Annotated in this window: 17 protein-coding genes; 10 read left to right on the forward strand and 7 right to left on the reverse strand. The window is 63.3% G+C overall.

Features of this window, described 5'->3' with window-relative positions; genetic code table 11:
• Nucleotides 1–173: 173 nt before the first annotated feature.
• From ACEN8U_RS00870 to pqqD, 3 genes are all read left to right on the forward strand, one after another.
• The gene (locus ACEN8U_RS00870; protein WP_310111661.1) at nucleotides 174–2,147 is read left to right on the forward strand and encodes a sigma-54-dependent Fis family transcriptional regulator; all 1,974 of its coding nucleotides are present in this window, start codon (nucleotides 174–176) and stop codon (nucleotides 2,145–2,147) included.
• 291 nt (nucleotides 2,148–2,438) lie between these two features.
• Nucleotides 2,439–2,513, forward strand: coding sequence for a pyrroloquinoline quinone precursor peptide PqqA (pqqA, locus tag ACEN8U_RS00875; RefSeq protein WP_013341955.1), 75 nt, complete (start codon nucleotides 2,439–2,441; stop codon nucleotides 2,511–2,513).
• 89 nt (nucleotides 2,514–2,602) lie between these two features.
• A complete protein-coding gene (gene pqqD / locus ACEN8U_RS00880; protein ID WP_013591452.1) occupies nucleotides 2,603–2,884 on the forward strand; it encodes a pyrroloquinoline quinone biosynthesis peptide chaperone PqqD in 282 nt (93 codons plus the stop codon).
• A 165-nt stretch (nucleotides 2,885–3,049) separates the two neighbouring features.
• Here the strand turns inward: pqqD and ACEN8U_RS00885 are convergent, their stop codons facing one another.
• The 3 genes from ACEN8U_RS00885 to ACEN8U_RS00895 form a co-directional block, all read right to left on the reverse strand.
• Nucleotides 3,050–4,300 (reverse strand): c-type cytochrome, encoded by a 1,251-nt coding sequence (locus ACEN8U_RS00885; RefSeq protein WP_310111660.1) that lies wholly within the window; start codon nucleotides 4,298–4,300, stop codon nucleotides 3,050–3,052.
• A gap of 91 nt (nucleotides 4,301–4,391) precedes the next feature.
• Complete coding sequence (locus ACEN8U_RS00890) at nucleotides 4,392–6,119, reverse strand: methanol/ethanol family PQQ-dependent dehydrogenase (protein WP_310111657.1); 1,728 nt, start codon at nucleotides 6,117–6,119, stop codon at nucleotides 4,392–4,394.
• Nucleotides 6,120–6,593: 474 nt separating this feature from the next.
• Nucleotides 6,594–7,490: a LysR family transcriptional regulator gene (locus ACEN8U_RS00895; protein WP_013591449.1), complete on the reverse strand. Its 897-nt coding sequence runs from the start codon at nucleotides 7,488–7,490 to the stop codon at nucleotides 6,594–6,596.
• A gap of 219 nt (nucleotides 7,491–7,709) precedes the next feature.
• Between ACEN8U_RS00895 and sdhC the strand changes: the two genes are divergently transcribed.
• The 5 genes from sdhC to ACEN8U_RS00920 all read left to right on the forward strand — a co-directional run bounded on the left by sdhC (nucleotide 7,710) and on the right by ACEN8U_RS00920 (nucleotide 12,935).
• Entirely contained in the window at nucleotides 7,710–8,126 is a 417-nt protein-coding gene (gene sdhC / locus ACEN8U_RS00900; protein ID WP_368580119.1) for a succinate dehydrogenase, cytochrome b556 subunit, read from the forward strand.
• 3 nt (nucleotides 8,127–8,129) lie between these two features.
• A complete protein-coding gene (gene sdhD / locus ACEN8U_RS00905; RefSeq protein ID WP_006047558.1) occupies nucleotides 8,130–8,498 on the forward strand; it encodes a succinate dehydrogenase, hydrophobic membrane anchor protein in 369 nt (122 codons plus the stop codon).
• A gap of 4 nt (nucleotides 8,499–8,502) precedes the next feature.
• Nucleotides 8,503–10,278, forward strand: coding sequence for a succinate dehydrogenase flavoprotein subunit (gene sdhA, locus ACEN8U_RS00910; protein WP_368610027.1), 1,776 nt, complete (start codon nucleotides 8,503–8,505; stop codon nucleotides 10,276–10,278).
• Nucleotides 10,279–10,302: 24 nt separating this feature from the next.
• Nucleotides 10,303–11,007, forward strand: coding sequence for a succinate dehydrogenase iron-sulfur subunit (locus ACEN8U_RS00915; RefSeq protein ID WP_013591370.1), 705 nt, complete (start codon nucleotides 10,303–10,305; stop codon nucleotides 11,005–11,007).
• Between the two features lie 491 nt (nucleotides 11,008–11,498).
• A complete protein-coding gene (locus ACEN8U_RS00920) occupies nucleotides 11,499–12,935 on the forward strand; it encodes a sialidase family protein (protein ID WP_310112060.1) in 1,437 nt (478 codons plus the stop codon).
• Between the two features lie 78 nt (nucleotides 12,936–13,013).
• Here the strand turns inward: ACEN8U_RS00920 and ACEN8U_RS00925 are convergent, their stop codons facing one another.
• Together ACEN8U_RS00925 and ACEN8U_RS00930 are read right to left on the reverse strand one after the other, a co-directional pair.
• On the reverse strand, nucleotides 13,014–13,334 hold the full coding sequence (locus ACEN8U_RS00925) for a pyrimidine/purine nucleoside phosphorylase (RefSeq protein WP_310112062.1): 321 nt from the start codon (nucleotides 13,332–13,334) through the stop codon (nucleotides 13,014–13,016).
• A gap of 166 nt (nucleotides 13,335–13,500) precedes the next feature.
• Nucleotides 13,501–14,205, reverse strand: a complete 705-nt coding sequence (locus tag ACEN8U_RS00930) for a hypothetical protein (protein ID WP_310112065.1) — start codon at nucleotides 14,203–14,205, stop codon at nucleotides 13,501–13,503.
• 218 nt (nucleotides 14,206–14,423) lie between these two features.
• On the opposite strand from ACEN8U_RS00930, the gene ACEN8U_RS00935 reads away from it, so the two are divergent.
• A complete protein-coding gene (locus ACEN8U_RS00935; RefSeq protein WP_310112069.1) occupies nucleotides 14,424–15,539 on the forward strand; it encodes a patatin-like phospholipase family protein in 1,116 nt (371 codons plus the stop codon).
• 66 nt (nucleotides 15,540–15,605) lie between these two features.
• On the opposite strand, the gene ACEN8U_RS00940 is transcribed toward ACEN8U_RS00935, so the two are convergent.
• Nucleotides 15,606–16,076, reverse strand: coding sequence for a hypothetical protein (locus ACEN8U_RS00940; RefSeq protein WP_310112206.1), 471 nt, complete (start codon nucleotides 16,074–16,076; stop codon nucleotides 15,606–15,608).
• A 245-nt stretch (nucleotides 16,077–16,321) separates the two neighbouring features.
• On the opposite strand from ACEN8U_RS00940, the gene ACEN8U_RS00945 reads away from it, so the two are divergent.
• Complete coding sequence (locus tag ACEN8U_RS00945) at nucleotides 16,322–16,879, forward strand: GNAT family N-acetyltransferase (RefSeq protein ID WP_310112072.1); 558 nt, start codon at nucleotides 16,322–16,324, stop codon at nucleotides 16,877–16,879.
• Here the strand turns inward: ACEN8U_RS00945 and ACEN8U_RS00950 are convergent.
• Nucleotides 16,836–17,597, reverse strand: coding sequence for an IclR family transcriptional regulator (locus ACEN8U_RS00950; protein ID WP_310112076.1), 762 nt, complete (start codon nucleotides 17,595–17,597; stop codon nucleotides 16,836–16,838). The two genes, ACEN8U_RS00945 and ACEN8U_RS00950, sit on opposite strands and share 44 nt — an antisense overlap.
• Between the last annotated feature and the right edge of the window lie 61 nt (nucleotides 17,598–17,658).

A 17,658-nucleotide genomic window follows, 5' to 3' on the forward strand; every position in this document is an offset into this window, starting at 1 on the left:
CTGTGAGGCGGGCGTGATTCACCCAGGCCCATGATCCGTGCTTTAGCGGAGCCGCAATTGATTGATGTCAACGATGCCTGCGACGTGACCCGGAACCGCCTGGCGCGCTATTTGCGTCGTGTGGCATCACACGGGCGCCGGCAGAACGACCGGGGCCAGATCAGGAGGAGACAATGCGCGACGACATGCATCACGCCGTAACCCCGCTCGCCCCTCGCGACGCGTGCTGGCTGACGCCGTCCATTCAGAAGTCGCATGAACGCTCGGAAATATTCGGCCTGAGCGAGTCCATGCGCCCTGACTACGACGTGCTGCCTGCCGGCGAACTGGCATTGAAACTGGAACAGAACCGCATTCTCTGCGCGCACGCCACGCCGGTCATGGAAACCCTCCATGATCAGATTGTGAACACCCAGAGCATGATCGTCCTGACCGACGCGGAAGGCCTGATTCTTCATTCCATCGGCGACGACGATTTCCTGCGGCGCGCCGAGAAAGTCGCCCTGCGGCCCGGCGCGAACTGGGCGGAAAACCGGCAAGGCACCAATGCAATCGGCACGGCGCTCGCCGAGCGCAGCGCAACCGTCGTCCACGGCGAGCAGCACTATCTGGCCGCGAACCGCTTTCTCACCTGCTCGAGCGTGCCGATTCTCGATCCGTACGGCGATCTCATCGGCGTGCTGGACGTGACGGGCGATCATCGCAGCTATCACCAGCACACCATGGCGCTTGCGAAAATGTCGGTGCAGATGATCGAGAATCATCTGTTTGCGAACACCTTTCGCGAAACCTTGCAGATCGCCTTTCACGGCCGCGCCGAATTTCTCGGCACGTTGATGGAAGGCATCGCCGCCTTTACCTGCGACGGCCGCTTCCTGTCGGCCAATCGCAGCGCGCAGTTCCAGCTCGGCCTGCCGCTCGCGGGATTGCGGGCGCATACGCTGTCGTCGCTGTTCGGCCTCACGAGCGCGCAGTTGATCGACCGTCTGCGCACGCACCGCGACCGTCACCTGTCGCTGAATCTGAGCAACGGCGCAGTGGTCTGCGCAAATGTGCAGTTCCGCCGCAGCACGCTCGCCGACGAGCCCGCACGCTTTCACGCGCCCGGCCAGACGGCGCCGGCGCAGCGCAGCGAGCCATCGGCGCCGCCCGCCAATCCGCTGTCGAGGCTCAGCTATCTGGACACCGGCGACCCGCAGATTGCGTCGGTCATCGCGAAGGTGCGCAAGGTGATCGGCAAGAACATCCCGATCCTGATCACCGGCGAAACCGGCACCGGCAAGGAACTGCTCGCCCAGGCCATTCATAACGATTCGCCGCGCCGCGCGGGGCCGTTCGTCGCGGTGAACTGCGCGTCGATCCCGGAAACGTTGATCGAATCGGAACTGTTCGGCTATGAAGAAGGCGCCTTCACCGGCGCGCGGCGCAAAGGCGCGGTCGGCAAACTGCTGCAGGCCAACGGCGGTACGCTATTTCTCGACGAAATCGGCGACATGCCCTACCCGTTGCAGGTGCGGCTCCTGCGCGTGCTGCAGGAGCGTCTCGTGAATCCGCTCGGCTCAGCAAAGTCGATTCCCGTGGACGTCGCGATCATTTGCGCCACCCATCGCGATCTGCGCGAAATGATCGCGCAAGGCCGTTTCCGCGAGGATTTGTACTACCGGCTCAATGGACTCGTCGTCAAATTGCCGCCGTTGCGCGAGCGCACCGATTTGTCGGCGGTGATCAAAAAGATGCTGGATTGCGCGTCGGCCGAGAACGCCGGCGGCCAGCCGCTTAGCATCGCCGACGACGTCATGGCGCTTTTCGAGCAATGTGCGTGGCCCGGCAACTTCCGCCAGCTCGGCAATCTACTGCGCACCGCATCGGTCATGGTGGATCCGGACGGCGAAATTCGTCGCGAGCATCTGCCTGATGACTTCTTCGACGATCTGCGCGCCGTCGGCCCGTCGTCCGCGCAGGGAATGGATGTGTTGCCGCTACCCACCGGGCGGCTTCACGACGTGGCCGCGAGCGTGATCGCGAACGCCGTCGCGCAGCACGGCGGCAACGTATCGGCCGCGGCGCGCATGCTCGGCATTTCGCGCAATACGATTTATCGGAAACTGCCGGCGCACGGCGCGAACCACAGCGAAGACGCGGCGTGATTTGCGCGCAGCGGACCGGGCGCAACGCACCGCACTGCTCCATTTTGCAACAGGCCTGTGCTGCAATTGAACAGCGCGCGGGCGTCAGGGCCGCGCGCGGCACACTGCACGCGCCCGTCACAAGACCCATCGGCCCACAAGCCAGCCCTCGGCTGCGCTGCAGCGGCCGGCTCGCGTTTCGCATGGACCGACCTCGCCTCGCGATACGTTCGGCATGGACCTTGCGTTTGAAGAGGGGACCGCTTCAACGATGCGGTTTCTCAATCAATCGCCCAACCCAAGGAGACAGCCATGCAGTGGACCACCCCCGCCTACACCGATCTGCGTTTCGGTTTTGAAGTCACGATGTATATCGCCACACGCTAACAGCACCGATGGAACGCCGCCGCGCGCGTCGTTGAATGGGACGCGCGGGCGGCGGCTTGCCGCAACGAAATCAATTAGGTGTGCCTGGTATGAACGCTCCGGATACTGAACGCTGCATCGGTCCGCGGCCGTATTTGCGCCCGCTTTTCAGGCTGCAATGGGAAGTCGCCGGAGACGGCTATGTGCTGCTCTCTCCCGAAGGCGCCGTCAGATTGAATCCGAGCGCAGGCGAAATTCTGAGCCGTTGCGACGGCACGCGCGAACTCGACGACATCATCGGCGAGCTCGAGGATCTTTTCAACGCGTCCGATCTCGCCACGGACGTCTACCGTTTTATCGAACACGCGCGGCAGCGCGGCTGGGTGGAGTGATCCAGTCCGCGTGTGGAGCTGCATGTCGCGTATGTCGCGTATGTCGCGTTGCGCTCCAGACGCACGTGTTGAAAGCGCCCGGCGATTCTCCCGAATAACAGAGAATCGCCGGGCGCTTTCGCTTATGCAGCTGCCTGGCGCGATGCGTTCTATCGACGCCTGACGCTATGGCGAAGTCCCCGCGTTCAGCGAACTGCCCGCGTTCAACGGTTTCGACGACGCTCTCGCGCTCTCGTCCGTCAACTTGCTCTTGCCGGCGCTGTAGCCGTTCGAGTACAGCAAAAACGCCATGATGTCCGCGTAGTCCTGCGGCTTCATCTTGCCCGGACGATCCGCCGGCATGTTGTTCGCCATGTAGCCATACACGCCGCCGATGGTCAGCTTCGCATTCGCCGTCGGTGCGAACGACGGCCCGCGCAACGCCGGCGCGTTGAGCCCCTGCAGTTCGGGACCGTGGCACTTCGCGCACGCGCTCGAATACAAGGTCTTGCCGTGCGCGACCTGCGCGCGGTCGAACGCGGGCGCGTCCGCGGACACTGCTGCATCGACCTTGATGAAACGTCCCTGCCCGATGTCACGGCCACCGGCTCGCATGATGGGCCACTTGAAGTCGGCACGGCGAGGACCGTCGCGATAGGCAAACTCCGCTGCCTCGGGCACGCTCGCCTGCGCTAGGCGAGGAAGTGTCCAGCCGCGCGTCAACGCGGCAAGCCTGCCATTGGACTCCATCTTTGCCAATGCGGCGTCGATACGCGGCTGCAACGCTGCACCGTTTTTGCCGAAGGCAAACACCAGATGCCAGTCCGCATACGCCGACTCCGCTTGCGCGATACGAAAACGCTGCTCGGGATGCGTCTTCGTATAAGCGACGACAGCCGGATACCAGACAATCGCGCGTTGCGCATGTCCGTTTGCGACGGCATCGACGGTCTGTTCTGCGGTGTTTTCCAGGTCGAGCTTCACGTTGGGCTGCTGCACGGCGATCAACTGCGCGGGGCTCGCATAGGTGGCGGCAACAATCTCGGCACCGCTTGTTTGCGCCGCCGATTCGTGCATCGTCACGCTCACGTAACCCGAGTGCAGATAAGCACGCGAAAATGTGAGCTTGCTATTGGAGCCGTCCGCGACAGACGAGCGCGGAAAACCGGCGATCACATCGCACTTGCGCGCGAGCGCCTTGTCGAGTTCCTTGAGCGACACGCCGTCGTCGTCGCTGCCGGCAAAGCCGCCCGGCGCGAGCGTAAGGGCCACGCCTGCCGTGCGGAACGCTTCGCGCGTCACCGCTTCGTCGAGCACCGTCGACGGACTGCCTGGAAACGTGCACACGCGCACGCCCGCGCTCGCGTGGCCTGGCATCAGCGCGCCGCTTGCGAGCAACGCGCCGGCCATAGCGATTGAGTTGAGTCGAGTCTTCATGATCTTGCTTCCGGGGAAAGGCGGGGCTGCCGCGCGCTCACTGCTCGCGCGCATCCGCATCGAGCAGGTGGGCGCTGCGGCCGCATGGACATCAGCCGTGGTTGAGTGCGAACACGTACAGCGTGCCGCCGCGTGGGATCTTCTCCGCGGCCTTCGCCATCGGACCGCCCCAGATAGGATTGGCGCCGCCGTAGCCGGCGAGAATCGCCACGTACTCCTTACCGTCGACTTCGAATACCGACGGCTGCGCCACGATGCCGCTCGCGAGTTTCGGGCTCTTCCAGAGCACCTTGCCGGTCGCTGAATCGAATGCGTACAGATGGCCGTCCAGCGAGCCGCTAAACGCGAGCCCGCCCGCGGTCGTCGCCACGCCGCCGTTCCAAGGCAGCTTGCTCCAGAAACTCCACAGCTTCTTGCCCGTGCTGACGTCGATAGCCTGCAGTTCGCCGTAGCCCTTGCTGCCCGGCTCAGGCTTGATCTCGAAGCCTTCGCCGAGGTACGGCAGTCCTTCCATGTAGGTGACCGACTTGCCGGACAGCGACATGCACGCATGCAGCGCGGGAACAATCGCGACCTGCTTGTCCGGATCGTACGAAACCGACCACCAGTTCTTGCCGCCGAGGAAGCTCGGACACGTTTCGATGGTCGTGCCGGTCTTCGGATATTTGGAGGGATCCTGAATCGGCGCGCCGTCCGCCGTGTAGCCGGTGACGGAAGTCGCCTTGACGAACGGCTTCGCATAGATCAGCTTGCCCGTGCCGCGGTCGATGGCGTGAAAGTAGCCGTTGCGGTCGGCATGGATAATTGCATCGTAGTCCTTATCCTGGTACTTGATGTTGGCGAGCACCGGCGTGTTGACGCCGTCATAGTCCCAGGTATCGTGTTTCGTGTACTGGTAGTGCCATTTGAGATCGCCGGTCTTCGGGTCGAGCGCGAGCAGCGAGTCGGAGTAGAGGTTGTCGCCCGGCCGCAGATCCGCGAGCCACGGTCCCGGATTGCCGACGCCCCAGTACAGCGTTTTCGATGCCGCGTCATACGTGCCCGTCAGCCACGCAGGCGCGCCGCCGTGTTCCTGCATGCCGTCGGGCCAGGTACTGGCGCCTTTCTCGCCGGCCGCGGGCACGGTGAAGCGCTTCCACAGTATGTTGCCGTTGTCGGGATTCAACGCCGCGATAAAACCGCGCGCGCCATATTCGCCGCCCGCACTGCCCACCACCAGCGCGCCGTCGAGCGCGAGCGGCGCAAGCGAAAACGCGTAGCCGAGTCCCGGTTCGAACATCGTCTTGCGCCACGCAAGCGACCCGGTTTGCGCATCGAGCGCGACGACCTCGCCGTTGAGCATCGCCACATAGACGTTCTTGCCGTAGAGGGCGACGCCGCGATTGATCACGTCGCAGCATGCCGTCTTGAACGACTCGGCGCCGAGCTTCGGTTCGAACTTCCACAGTTGCTTGCCGCTCGCGGCATCGAATGCATAGACGTTGTCTTTCGGCGTGGTCACGAAGAGATAGCGGCCATTGACGATCGGCGTCGCTTCGAAACCCTGCTGCAGATCCGCGGGAAACTTGTAGCTCCACACCTGCTTTAACTGCTTCACATTCGACGTGTCGATCTGCTTGAGCGGCGAATGGGCCTGGCCGTTGTAGGTGCGGTAGTAGGTGAGCCAGCCGGGATCGCTTTGCGCAGCGGCCAGCCGTTCATAGGTGACGGCGGGATAGTCGTCGGCCACGGCGGCGGTCCCGCATGACAGACTGACGGCCGCGGCGACGCCTATCGCAAGCGCTCTCGGCCGCAGCGCCGAAATGGAACGTGCTTTCATCCTTGTCTCCTGTGTAGACCCGAGCGGCAATGTCAGCTGTCTGTGCGAGTCGGTGCTTCCAGCATCGACTCCCACCGCATGCAACGCTGCTTACTCGGGTCCCATGCAACATGGGTTGCGCTCGACGTGAGTTGTCGCTTCAGTGGCGCACCGCAAGGCGCGCCACGTCGATCCCACACCACATGTTCGCTGTTGAGTTATCGACGGGAAGCCGGGTGGCGACGCCATCGTCTGGGGAACGCAGTCTGGCTGCGAGCCCTGTTAGGCAAGTCACATGCCATTGGGGCAGCGCTGCGGCGCAAGGCGCGCCAGGCCGGGAGAGACGGGACAATGCGACGGATCAGCCCGCCGGCCGACGTGATGAAGGCTGTTGCACGCTGACGCAGTTCAGCGCCGATGTGTTGCTAAACAAGACAGCGGCACGTGGCCAGAGGCGAGCGCGTCGTCGCTGCGTCCGCCGAGCACGTCGAGCCTTCAGGTAATCGACGCCCCGAGCGCAAACGCCTTCTGCAGGAAATTCGCCGTCTTGGCCGGCGCGGCCTCCATGCGCGAGGCGAGCGACAGCCGGATCGAAATGGCGTTGCCGAGCACGTCGGTGTAAGCGACGCCTTCCACGCGAATCTGACACACGGAAGCCGGCACGAGCGACACGCCGAACTCCGCGGCCACCAGATTCACCACGGACGACAGCTGCGGCGCCTGCTGTCCTGCGATCGGCTCGAAGCCCGCCTCCCGGCACGCGCCGACGATGACGTCGTGCAGTGTGGGGCTCGCCTCTCGCGGCAGCATCACGAAGGGATCTTCGGCCAACGCTGCCAGCGGGATCCTGCGCTTTTTCGCGAGACGATGCGTGGCCGGCAACACGACCCTCATCGGCTCGATGGCAATGTGATGGAACTGCACGCCCGCCGGCGACTGGCTGCCAAGCCGCACGAAAGCGACGTCGACACGTCCGTCGCCGAGATAGGCGAGCAACTGCGCCGTGTTGCCCTCCGCAAGCGTGAGCGTGACGTTCGGATAATCCTGCCGATACGCGCGAATCAGCTTGGAGACCACGGGATTGAACGCGGCCGAGCCGGTAAAACCGATATTGAACTGCCCGATCTCGCCGCGCCCTGCGCTCTGCGCCTTTTCGACCGCGAGCCGGGTGTCGTGCAGGATGCGCTGCGCGTCGGCGGCAAAGGCCTCGCCTGCCTCCGTCAGCACCACGCCGTGGCCGGTGCGGCGAAAGAGCCGCACGCCCATTTCGTCTTCCAGCGCATGAATCTGCTGGCTGAGCGGCGGCTGACCGATGCCCAGTCTTTCGGCCGCACGCGTGACGTTGCGCTCCTCGGCGACCGCCAGAAAGTAGCGGATATGGCGCAATTCCATGCGATATATGAGAAAACTATTTCAGGAAGACGCGATAGATATTGGACAGTATATCAGCGGTGCGACAAAATATCGCCATCGCGCAGTCCGCGTCCTATAAGTGTTCCCGCAAAACATCGCCTTTTACGTTAGATGACGAAGGCAGGACGAGCCGCGCCGATCGGGGCGCGCGGCGGTTTGCGCCGTTGTGTTTTATCTAATGAGGTGAAGGGGTCTATCGTGGCTGAGACATTGAGAAAACCGAGGCCGGAATTCCGGAACATCGGTATCGGGCAGATATTGACGGCGTACCGGCTGCCGCTTGCCGGGCGGGTGTCGATCCTGCATCGCGTGAGCGGGGGGCTGCTGTTCGTGGCGCTGCCGTTCCTGCTTTACCTCTTCGACCAGAGCCTGACCTCGGAGCTGAGCTTCGAAGGCTTCAAGGGCTTTTTCTCCAACCTCATCGTCAAGCTCATCGTGCTGGTGCTCGCGTGGGCCTACATGTTCCATTTCTGCGCCGGCGTGCGGCACCTGCTGATGGACACCAACCATGAGGCCGTCACGAAAGAAAAGGGCAAGCAGACCTCGATCGTGGTGTTCGTCGTCTCCTCGCTGCTGACGCTCGCCTTCGCGGCCAAACTCTTCGGAGCATTCTAAAAAATGGCAGCCAATAACCGAATCGGCTCGAAGCGTCTGGTGGTGGGCGCGCACTACGGTCTGCGCGACTGGCTCGCGCAGCGCATCACCGCCTGCGTGATGGCCCTCTACACGGTGATCCTGCTCGCGTGGTTCTTCGGCGCGCGCGACTTCTCCTACGAAGGCTGGGCCTCGATCTTCGCCACCCAGTGGATGAAGCTCGCCACCTTCGTCACGCTGCTCTCGCTCTTCTATCACGCGTGGGTCGGCATCCGCGACATCTGGATGGACTATGTGAAGCCCGTGGGCGTGCGTCTGCTGCTGCAGGCGCTGACCATCGTCTGGCTGCTCGCGTGCGCGGGCTACGCTGCGCAGATTCTCTGGAGAGTGTAAAAGAATGGCTGCAATCAAGAATGCCCTGCCGCGTCGCAAGTTCGACGTGGTCATCGTCGGCGCGGGCGGCTCGGGGATGCGCGCGTCGCTGCAACTGGCGCGTGCGGGTCTGTCGGTGTGCGTGCTCTCGAAAGTGTTTCCCACGCGCTCGCATACGGTGGCCGCGCAAGGCGGCATCGGCGCCTCGCTTGGCAACATGAGCGAGGACAACTGGCACTACCACTTCTACGACACGATCAAGGGCTCCGACTGGCTCGGCGACCAGGACGCGATCGAATTCATGTGCCGCGAAGCGCCGAACGCCGTGTACGAGCTCGAACACTTCGGCATGCCGTTCGACCGCAACGCCGACGGCACGATCTACCAGCGCCCGTTCGGCGGCCACACGGCCAACTATGGCGAAAAGCCCGTGCAGCGCGCCTGCGCCGCCGCTGACCGCACCGGTCACGCGCTGCTGCACACGCTCTACCAGCAGAACGTCGCAGCGAAGACGCAGTTCTTCGTCGAATGGATGGCGCTCGATCTGATCCGCGACGCCGACGGCGACGTGCTCGGCGTGACCGCGCTCGAAATGGAAACGGGCGACGTCTACATTCTCGAAGGCAAGACCACGCTGTTCGCCACGGGCGGCGCGGGCCGCATCTTCGCGGCCTCGACCAACGCGTTCATCAATACCGGCGACGGCCTGGGCATGGCCGCGCGCTCGGGCATCGCGCTGCAGGACATGGAGTTCTGGCAGTTCCACCCGACGGGCGTGGCTGGCGCGGGCGTGCTGATCACCGAAGGCGTGCGCGGCGAAGGCGGCATTCTGCGCAATTCGAACGGCGAGCGCTTCATGGAGCGCTATGCGCCCACGCTGAAGGATCTGGCGCCGCGCGACTTCGTCTCGCGCTCGATGGACCAGGAAATCAAGGAAGGCCGCGGCGTGGGTCCGAACAAGGACCACGTGCTGCTCGATCTGTCGCACATCGGCGCCGAGACCATCATGAAGCGGCTGCCGTCGATCCGCGAGATCGCGCTGAAGTTCGCGAACGTCGACTGCATCAAGGAGCCGATTCCGGTCGTGCCGACCATCCACTACCAGATGGGCGGCATTCCGACGAACATCAACGGCCAGGTGGTGGGCACGCCGCGCGGGCACGAAGAAGTGGTCAACGGCTTCTACGCGGTGGGCGAATGCTCGTGCGTGTCGGTGCACGGCGCGAACCGTCTGGGCACGAACTCGCTGCTCGATCTGGTGGTGTTCGGCCGCGCGGCGGGCAACCACATCGTCAAGCACGTGAAGGAGCTGAAGGAGCACAAGCCGCTGCCGGCGGATGCGGCGGACTTCGCGCTCTCGCGTCTGGCGAAGCTGGAGAGCTCGTCCTCGGGCGAGTACGCGCAGAGCGTGGCCAACGACATCCGCGGCACGATGCAGAAGCACGCGGGCGTGTTCCGCACGTCGGCGCTGCTCGCCGAAGGTGTCGAGGCGATCCGCGAAGTGGCGGCGCGGGTGGAGAACATCCACCTGAAGGACAAGTCGAAGGTGTTCAACACCGCGCGGGTCGAGGCGCTGGAGGTGGCGAACCTGATCGAGGTGGCGCGCGCGACGATGGTCTCGGCCGAGGCGCGCAAGGAAAGCCGCGGCGCGCACGCGCAGAACGACTTCGAGCATCGCGACGACGAGAACTGGCTGCGCCATACGTTGTGGTTCAGCGAGGGCGACCGCCTCGACTACAAGCCGGTGCACATGCAGCCGCTGACGGTCGAATCGGTGCCGCCCAAGGCGCGGACCTTCTAAGGCACAGACAAGGAATCCAGAGAAATGGCCAAGCGTACATTTGAAATCTACCGCTACGATCCGGACCGGGACGCGGCACCGCGCATGCAGACGTACGAGATCGAGATCGACTCGCACGAGCGCATGCTGCTCGACGCGCTGGTGAAGCTCAAGGCGCTGGACGAGACGCTGTCGTTCCGCCGCTCGTGCCGCGAGGGCGTGTGCGGCTCGGACGCGATGAACATCAACGGCAAGAACGGTCTGGCGTGCCTGACGAACCTGAACGACCTGCCGCAGAAGATCGTGCTGCGTCCGCTGCCGGGGCTGCCGGTGGTGCGCGACCTGATCTGCGACTTCACGCAGTTCTTCAACCAGTATCACTCGATCAGGCCGTACCTGATCAACGACACGCCGCCGCCGGAGAAGGAGCGTCTGCAGTCGCCGGAGGAACGCGACGAGCTCGACGGGCTCTACGAGTGCATTCTGTGCGCGAGCTGCTCGACGTCGTGCCCGAGCTTCTGGTGGAACCCGGACAAGTTCGTGGGCCCGGCGGGTCTGTTGCAGGCGTACCGCTTCATCGCGGACAGCCGCGATCAGGCCACGGGCGAGCGGCTCGATAACCTGGAAGATCCGTACCGGCTGTTCCGCTGCCACACCATCATGAACTGCGTCGACGTCTGCCCGAAGGGGCTGAACCCGACCAAGGCGATTGGCAAGATCAAGGAATTGATGGTTCGCCGCACTGTCTGACGCGCATCGTCGCTGCTTCGGCTGGAGTCCTGTTCTGGGACTCCAGCATCCCCCTTACCTCACCTGTCCGCGATTTTCTGATTCGCTTAATTAGTTTTCGCGCGCCGCAATACCTCACGACGTGAGCCAATCCGAATCGCCGGGGTCCATCCCCGCGCGACATTGGCGGCACAAGCAGCCACGACGCATACGCTGTTACAAAAAATTCCCGCCGACGCATTTCGTAAGACCTAAATTCCATTGCATTCATGCTGCCGGTGCCCGCCGCCAGCGTTAAGCAAGTCGTAGCCGACGCGCTGGCGGTCTCCAGCGCTCGCGGCCTGCAATGGTCCACGCGGTAGTGAGTTGGCGAGTAAAAGATGCTGAACAAGAAGCGCCGATGCTGTCGTTATGACTCATGCAAAGAGGCGCAATCTCCCCACGTTGCTTAGCAGCCGCCAGCGTGCTACCGGTCTGCCCGTCGCAGGTCGCTTATGGAGGAGGAGTCTTCTATGTCCTGCAACAAGCATGGTCTACTTGTGTTCGGCATTCCGCTCGCCCTCGCCTTGACGGCCAGCGCGTCGGCCTCGGCCGCGCCGGTTTTGGCGTCGGGTCCGAGTCCGTTTGCCAGCTGCAACATCGGCGGGCCGGGCACCGTCTATGTGAATGCGGAGGTCGAGCCGTGGCTGGCCGTGAATCCGGCCAATCCTTCAAATCTGATTGCCGTGTGGCAGCAGGACCGCTGGTCGAACGGCGGCTCACATGGTCTCGTGGCAGCGTCTTCGTTCGACGGCGGCCATACGTGGGCTGAAACGCCCCAGCCTTTCAGCCTGTGCGCGAATGGACTACCGTATGAACGCGCGTCCGACCCGTGGGTTTCGTTTGGACCGGACGGCACCGCCTACTCCGTGTCGATCTCGTTCAACCAGTCGAACAACAGCAACGCCGTCGGCGCCGCCGTGTCGAAGGACGGGGGCCAAACGTGGAGCAACCTGAGCATTCTGATTGCGGATAACGAACCGTCGTTGCAATTCTTCAACGACAAGGAGTCGGTGACCGCGAATCCGATCAAGGCAGGCGTCGCTTATGCGGTCTGGGACCGCCTCGAACTGCCGAACGGCAATCCCTACGCGAACCTGCATACCGCGGCTTACCGCGGACCATCCCTATTCTCGAAGACCGTGGACGGCGGCCTCACGTGGAGCGCGCCGTCAGTCATCGTGAACGTGCCGTCGCGCCAGCAGACCATCGGCAATCAGATCGTCGTCAACTCGCAGGACGGAACGCTGTATGACTTCTTCGACCTGATCAGTCCGCCCTTCTCGAAAGCGGCGGGCAAGGTCGCGTTCATCAAATCGACCGATGACGGCGCCACGTGGACCAAGCCGCAAATCATCTCCGGACTGCAGACCGTCTCCGTCACGGATCCGAACACAGGCGAACCGGTGCGTACGGGAGACATCATTCCCGAGCCTGCAATCGATCCAGCGACCGGCCAGCTCTACGTGGTGTGGCAGGATTCGCGCTTTAACGGCGGCCAGTACGACGAGATTGCGCTGTCTACCTCGACGGACGGCGGCCAGAGCTGGAGCGCACCCGTGCGCGTCAACACACCCTCTGGAAGGCCGGCGTTCAATCCGAGCGTGCGTGTCAACGCGGCGGGAACGGTTGCGATCACCTACTACGACTTCCGCACCCTCCAGGCCGGCAATACGGCCACGTTGCCCACCGACTATTGGCGAACCACCTCGACGGACGGCGGCAAAACTTTCGGCGGAGAGCTGCATCTGGCGGGCTCGTTCGATCTGAAGACCGCGCCGAATGCCGAGGGCTTCTTCGTAGGCGACTACCAGGGATTGGATGCGCGCGGAACGTCATTCGTGCCGCTGTTCGTGCAGACCAACTCGGGTAACACGTTAAATCGCACGGACGTGTTCGCTGCACCCTAGTCGTCGAAAATCGCGCCGCCGGCGCGGCCTGATCGCCGGGAAGCCTCTGGCGATCAGGCAAGGCACGCTGAATGGCGCTTACAGATAGCTGCAGACGTAGTCGAGCGTTTCGACGACGTCGATATCAAAGCGGCTCTTGCCGGGCACCGAAAACGATTCGCCGGCGGTGTAGGTTGTCCACTCGTCGCTGCCTTCCAGGCGGATGCGGCATTGACCGGCCTGGACTTCCATCAGCTCCGGCGCGTCCGTGCCGAAATTGAGCGTGCCCGGCAGAATGACGCCGAGCGTCTTGCGCGTGCCGTCGGCGAAAAGCACGGTATGAGAGACGCACTTGCCGTCGAAATACACGTTGGCGCGTTTGATAACGGAAACCTGGTCGAATTGCGTTGCGGCCGTCATGGCGGTGTTCCTGTGAGTCGTCGTGAAGGGATGTGTGGCGCCGCGCGGCGGCTGCCTTGCTGTTCGAGGTTTGCGCCGACCGTCCCGGGCAGCTTGCGGTCAGGCCCAAGCTCGCCATCATACAGGCGAGCGCGGGCGTGCAACGACCTCGGTGCTAGTGCGGCGCTCAGCCGGCCGGGCGCCAGCGTCCGGAAGCCGGGCACACGATGACCGGTTCGCCATTCAGCAGGACCTGCTCTTCTTGCAGTTGCGATGCGGGTAAGGGCGCAACGTCGAAATCGATCTGAAGCACGCGGGCGACCTCCGTATTGTCGATCGGCAGCTCCCACGTCAGGAATATCTGCACGCAATCCGGGGCCAGTGTGAAGTCGTCCGCATTGAAGCCGCTGCTGTGGCGTCGAATGACGCCATGGGGCTGGCCCGTGTCGAATATCACGGCCGTGCCGCGCGTCAACGGAATGCGCTGACCCGTCGACGGGAAATGCACGTCGAAGCCCTGGTCCTCGGTAAGGAAGAGGTTGCAGAAGGCCGCGCCGCCATACTGCGCGGCGTCGTGGTGATACCTCGCGCCGCGGCAGGCCATCAACGCGACATCGCTGGAGGCCAGCACATCGGCGAGTCCGAGAGAGCGCGTCCAGTCGGACATCGACTGCACGCAGCGGGTGTAATCCGCCCAGCGCACGCGCGTTCTGGCGAAAGGCATGGCCTCGACGTCGCCGGCTTCGAGATCCATCCGCGACGATGTTTCTCTCTCCCAGTCGGTGAGCACGTGACGTGGAGGCACGGGTATATCGACGACATGTGACAGCACGACGTCGCTCACGCTTCGACTGCGCAAGGCCTCGCCGGTGGAGAAATAGGAAATCAGCATGTGGCGCGCTTTCAGAGCGTTTGGAACCGGTGCAGCGTTTGCAGCAGTTGCAGCGTTTGCACCGTCTGCAGGACGAACGATCCGCGTATTGTAACGATTGCCAGCAACCGGCTTGACTGCGGCTGCAGCCAGTCTGAAGCGAATTCAGGAACGCAAAATGCGCGGCTTCAATCTTTCGTCTCGCTGCTCCCTTGCAAGCGGACAGCACTGGAGCCCCTATGCCGCAGTCGACAACACCGAAGCAGCGGACTTCCGAGCGCATCACACTAGCCCTGCAAGGAGGCGGCGCATTCGGCGCCTTTCAGGCCGGCGTGCTCCAAGCCTTGCATGAGGCCGGCATCAGGATCGACGCCTGCTGCGGGTCGTCCATCGGCGCGATCAATGCAGCGCTTTATTTTGGCAACGAACCGGCTCGCCGGATCGAGCGGCTGCGGGCGTTCTGGCATGGCGTGTCGGTGCCCGGCTCCGCGTGGCGCGAAGAGGCGCTGCACACGCTCTGGCCGCCGACGGGCGGCCTGCACTCGCGAACCCTGCGGCGCATGCTTGCCGAAGCGGATCAAACTTACGCGTTGCACCTCGGGTTGCCTGGATTTTTCGTACGCCGTGCCGACATCCCCTGGGTGATCGGCACCGGCAATCCGGGCGACGCCAGTGTGTTCGACACGCGCCCGTTGTCGCGCACGCTCTCAGACCTCTGCGATTTCGAACTGCTCAACCGCAGTTCCGTTCAAGTGAGCGTGGTCGCTGCGAATGCGGCCAGCGGCGCGGCCCACTACTTCAGCAATCATGACGGCGGGCTCGACGCGGCGAGGATCATGGCCTCGGGCGCCTTACCGCCCTGGTTTCCCGCAGTGGAAATAGACGGCGCGTGGTACTGGGACGGATCGCTCGCCACGGCAGCGCCGATGCGCCATCTCGTGGCCAATGCGCCCGCTGCTACACGCACGACGATTTTGCGCGCCGACTTGTGGAGCTGTGACGGCCCGCTCGCGGACAATCTCGTCGACGTCGACATTCGGATGAAAAACATCGAGCACGCAAGCCGCGCGGCTCTTTTCAACGACGCGTTGCAAGAATCGCAGAATCTGGAATCGCTGCTCGCCTACGCGCTGAGTCGTATCGACAGTTCGCAAAGACAGACGGATCCGCAATTGATCGAAGCGGCTGCGCTCGCGCAACCGAAAAACTTGCGCGTCGTCGGCATCGACTACGAGCGCTCGCAGTGCGAGGCGCACTTCAAGGACAGTCAGTTCGGCAAGACCGCCATCGACGAGCATTGGGCGAATGGGCGCCGCGCTGCAGAAGCGGCGTTGTCGCAGATCGACACTGCGTAGGCGCGTGGCGCAGACAGGCGGGCAGCCGCGCCGTCGCCGGCCACGCCACGCCACGCCATAGAAACGTTATGCCTGTGTATCGATCATGCCCGTGGTCTGCCCGGACTGGAGCATCAGTTGCGCCAGCTCCGCGGTGGCCATCTGAAGCGCTGCGGAAATCTGATTGACCTGGGCGGCCGCGCTCGCCGCGGAATCGGACGAGACGCCGTCGGTGCCCAATTGCGACTGCTTCGACGCGCGCGCCATCTGCTCCTCGGCTTGCGCGAGTTGTTGCTGCAACGACCTGATCAGCTGCTTGAGCCTCGTGATGGCGGTGCTTTCTGTTGAGCTACTACTGCCGCCTTGTGCCCCGCCGGCCTGGATTGCCGAACTACTCGCGCCAGTAAAGGACGCGCTCGTGCTCGAAGCGCTGCCGCTCGGGTTGGTGTCCGCGTTGGCGTTGTTGCCGACGGCGTCGGCGGAAGTACCCGCGGCGGTCGATGTTGTCTGCGCGTTGCCGGCGGCGTAATCGCCCGAAAGCGTGTTCTGGATCTGCATGGTCAAGTGGTTATCCTGTGCAAGGGATCAGATGGCAAGCCATGCATTGGCTATCGGCAAATTGCGCGCGATCCTTTAGGGCGCGCAGAAAATCCGCTTGATCGGGCCGTCGAGGGGAACGAGCTCTGCTAACCTGCGAAGGAAACCAAGTATCGCCTCTGCGACAAAGAGCAGGCGTCTGGGACGCCTCGCCGCGACGCAGTCTGAATCCCTATCTTTCACTTGCCGCGCGCTGGAGTTGCCAATTGCTTATTCGCCGACTCACCCCGTCCGATGCGCCGTCCTTTCAGACGTTGCGCCTTGCAGGCCTGAAGGAGACGCCAACTTCATTCGCGTCGAGCTATGAGGAGGAAATGCACCGTTCTCCTGATGACATAGCAGACCGTTTAGCTGCGAGAGACGACCGCGGCGTTTTCGGCGCATTCGAGGGCACGCGTCTCATTGGAATGGCGGGACTCGGGCGCGAGAACGTTGCGAAGCTGCGCCACAAAGCGTTTGTATGGGGCGTCTACGTCGCGGCCGATAAAAGAGGCCGTGGCGTGAGCAGGATGCTCGTCAGCGAGGTAGTCGGCTTTGCCCAGTCAGTGCCGGGCATCACGCAAATCAACTTGAACGTCAACGCATGCAACCACATTGCCATCCGGCTCTATACGTCGCTCGGCTTCAAACAGTTCGCGCTTGAACCGGCCTCCATGGTTGTCGATGGAAAGCCGTACGACGAGATCCATATGTCGTTGCGCTTCGAGCGCGAGGCGGCACCTACAAGCGACCATACGGCTGCGACAAAGCCTTCGCTGACTTGAGGAGATCTTCCAGCATCGCCGCGCGTTTCTCGGGTTCGGTATCGCGGCTCGTCATGAAGCACAGCGCCGCGACCGGAAGACCCGTGCGGTCGCGTATCGGCGCCGCCATGCACAGCCGGAAAGTGTGCGACAGGCCTTCCGTGCAGCAGTAACCCTCGTCCGCGGCGCGTTGCACGTCGCGAACGAAATCGTCGAATTCAATACGCCTGCCGTTGTCGAGAACGAAGTCCTCGTCCGGAATCAGGTTGCGGATTTCGTCCGCGCGCAAATGCGCGAGCAGCAAACGACCCGACGCCGTCCACGGAATCGGCACCTTCACGCCAATGTCGGAACTGATGTTGAACGGCCGCGAGCTGTTCTCCGACAACACCACCGTGTACTTGTTGCCTTCGAGCATGCACAACTGCGCGGTTTCGTCATGCGTTCGCACGAGCGCGAGAATGGCCTGATGCGCGCGGCTGATCAGATCGTTGTGAACCGCGTAGTCGGCGCCGTAGTAATGCATCTCACGGCCGAAGAACACGCTTCCGTCGGCGGTAGTTTCGAGCCAGCCTGCTTCCGTCAGCATGGTGACCAGTTCGTAAATGCTGGAACGCGGCGCGCCTGTGGCTTCGATCAACTCGCGCATCGTCATTGGCCGCCGCGCGATATGCAATTGCTTGAGAATGCCGATGACGCGGTCGACCCCCCTGGCCCTTGTTGATTCCGGTGCAGACATTCATTGAACTCCGTCAGCGATAGGGTTCGCAGTGTAACTGTTGTGTGACGCGAGTCCGGCG

It is taken from the genome of Paraburkholderia phenoliruptrix (genome assembly GCF_047325075.1).
In the GTDB taxonomy this organism is placed as follows: domain Bacteria; phylum Pseudomonadota; class Gammaproteobacteria; order Burkholderiales; family Burkholderiaceae; genus Paraburkholderia; species Paraburkholderia phenoliruptrix.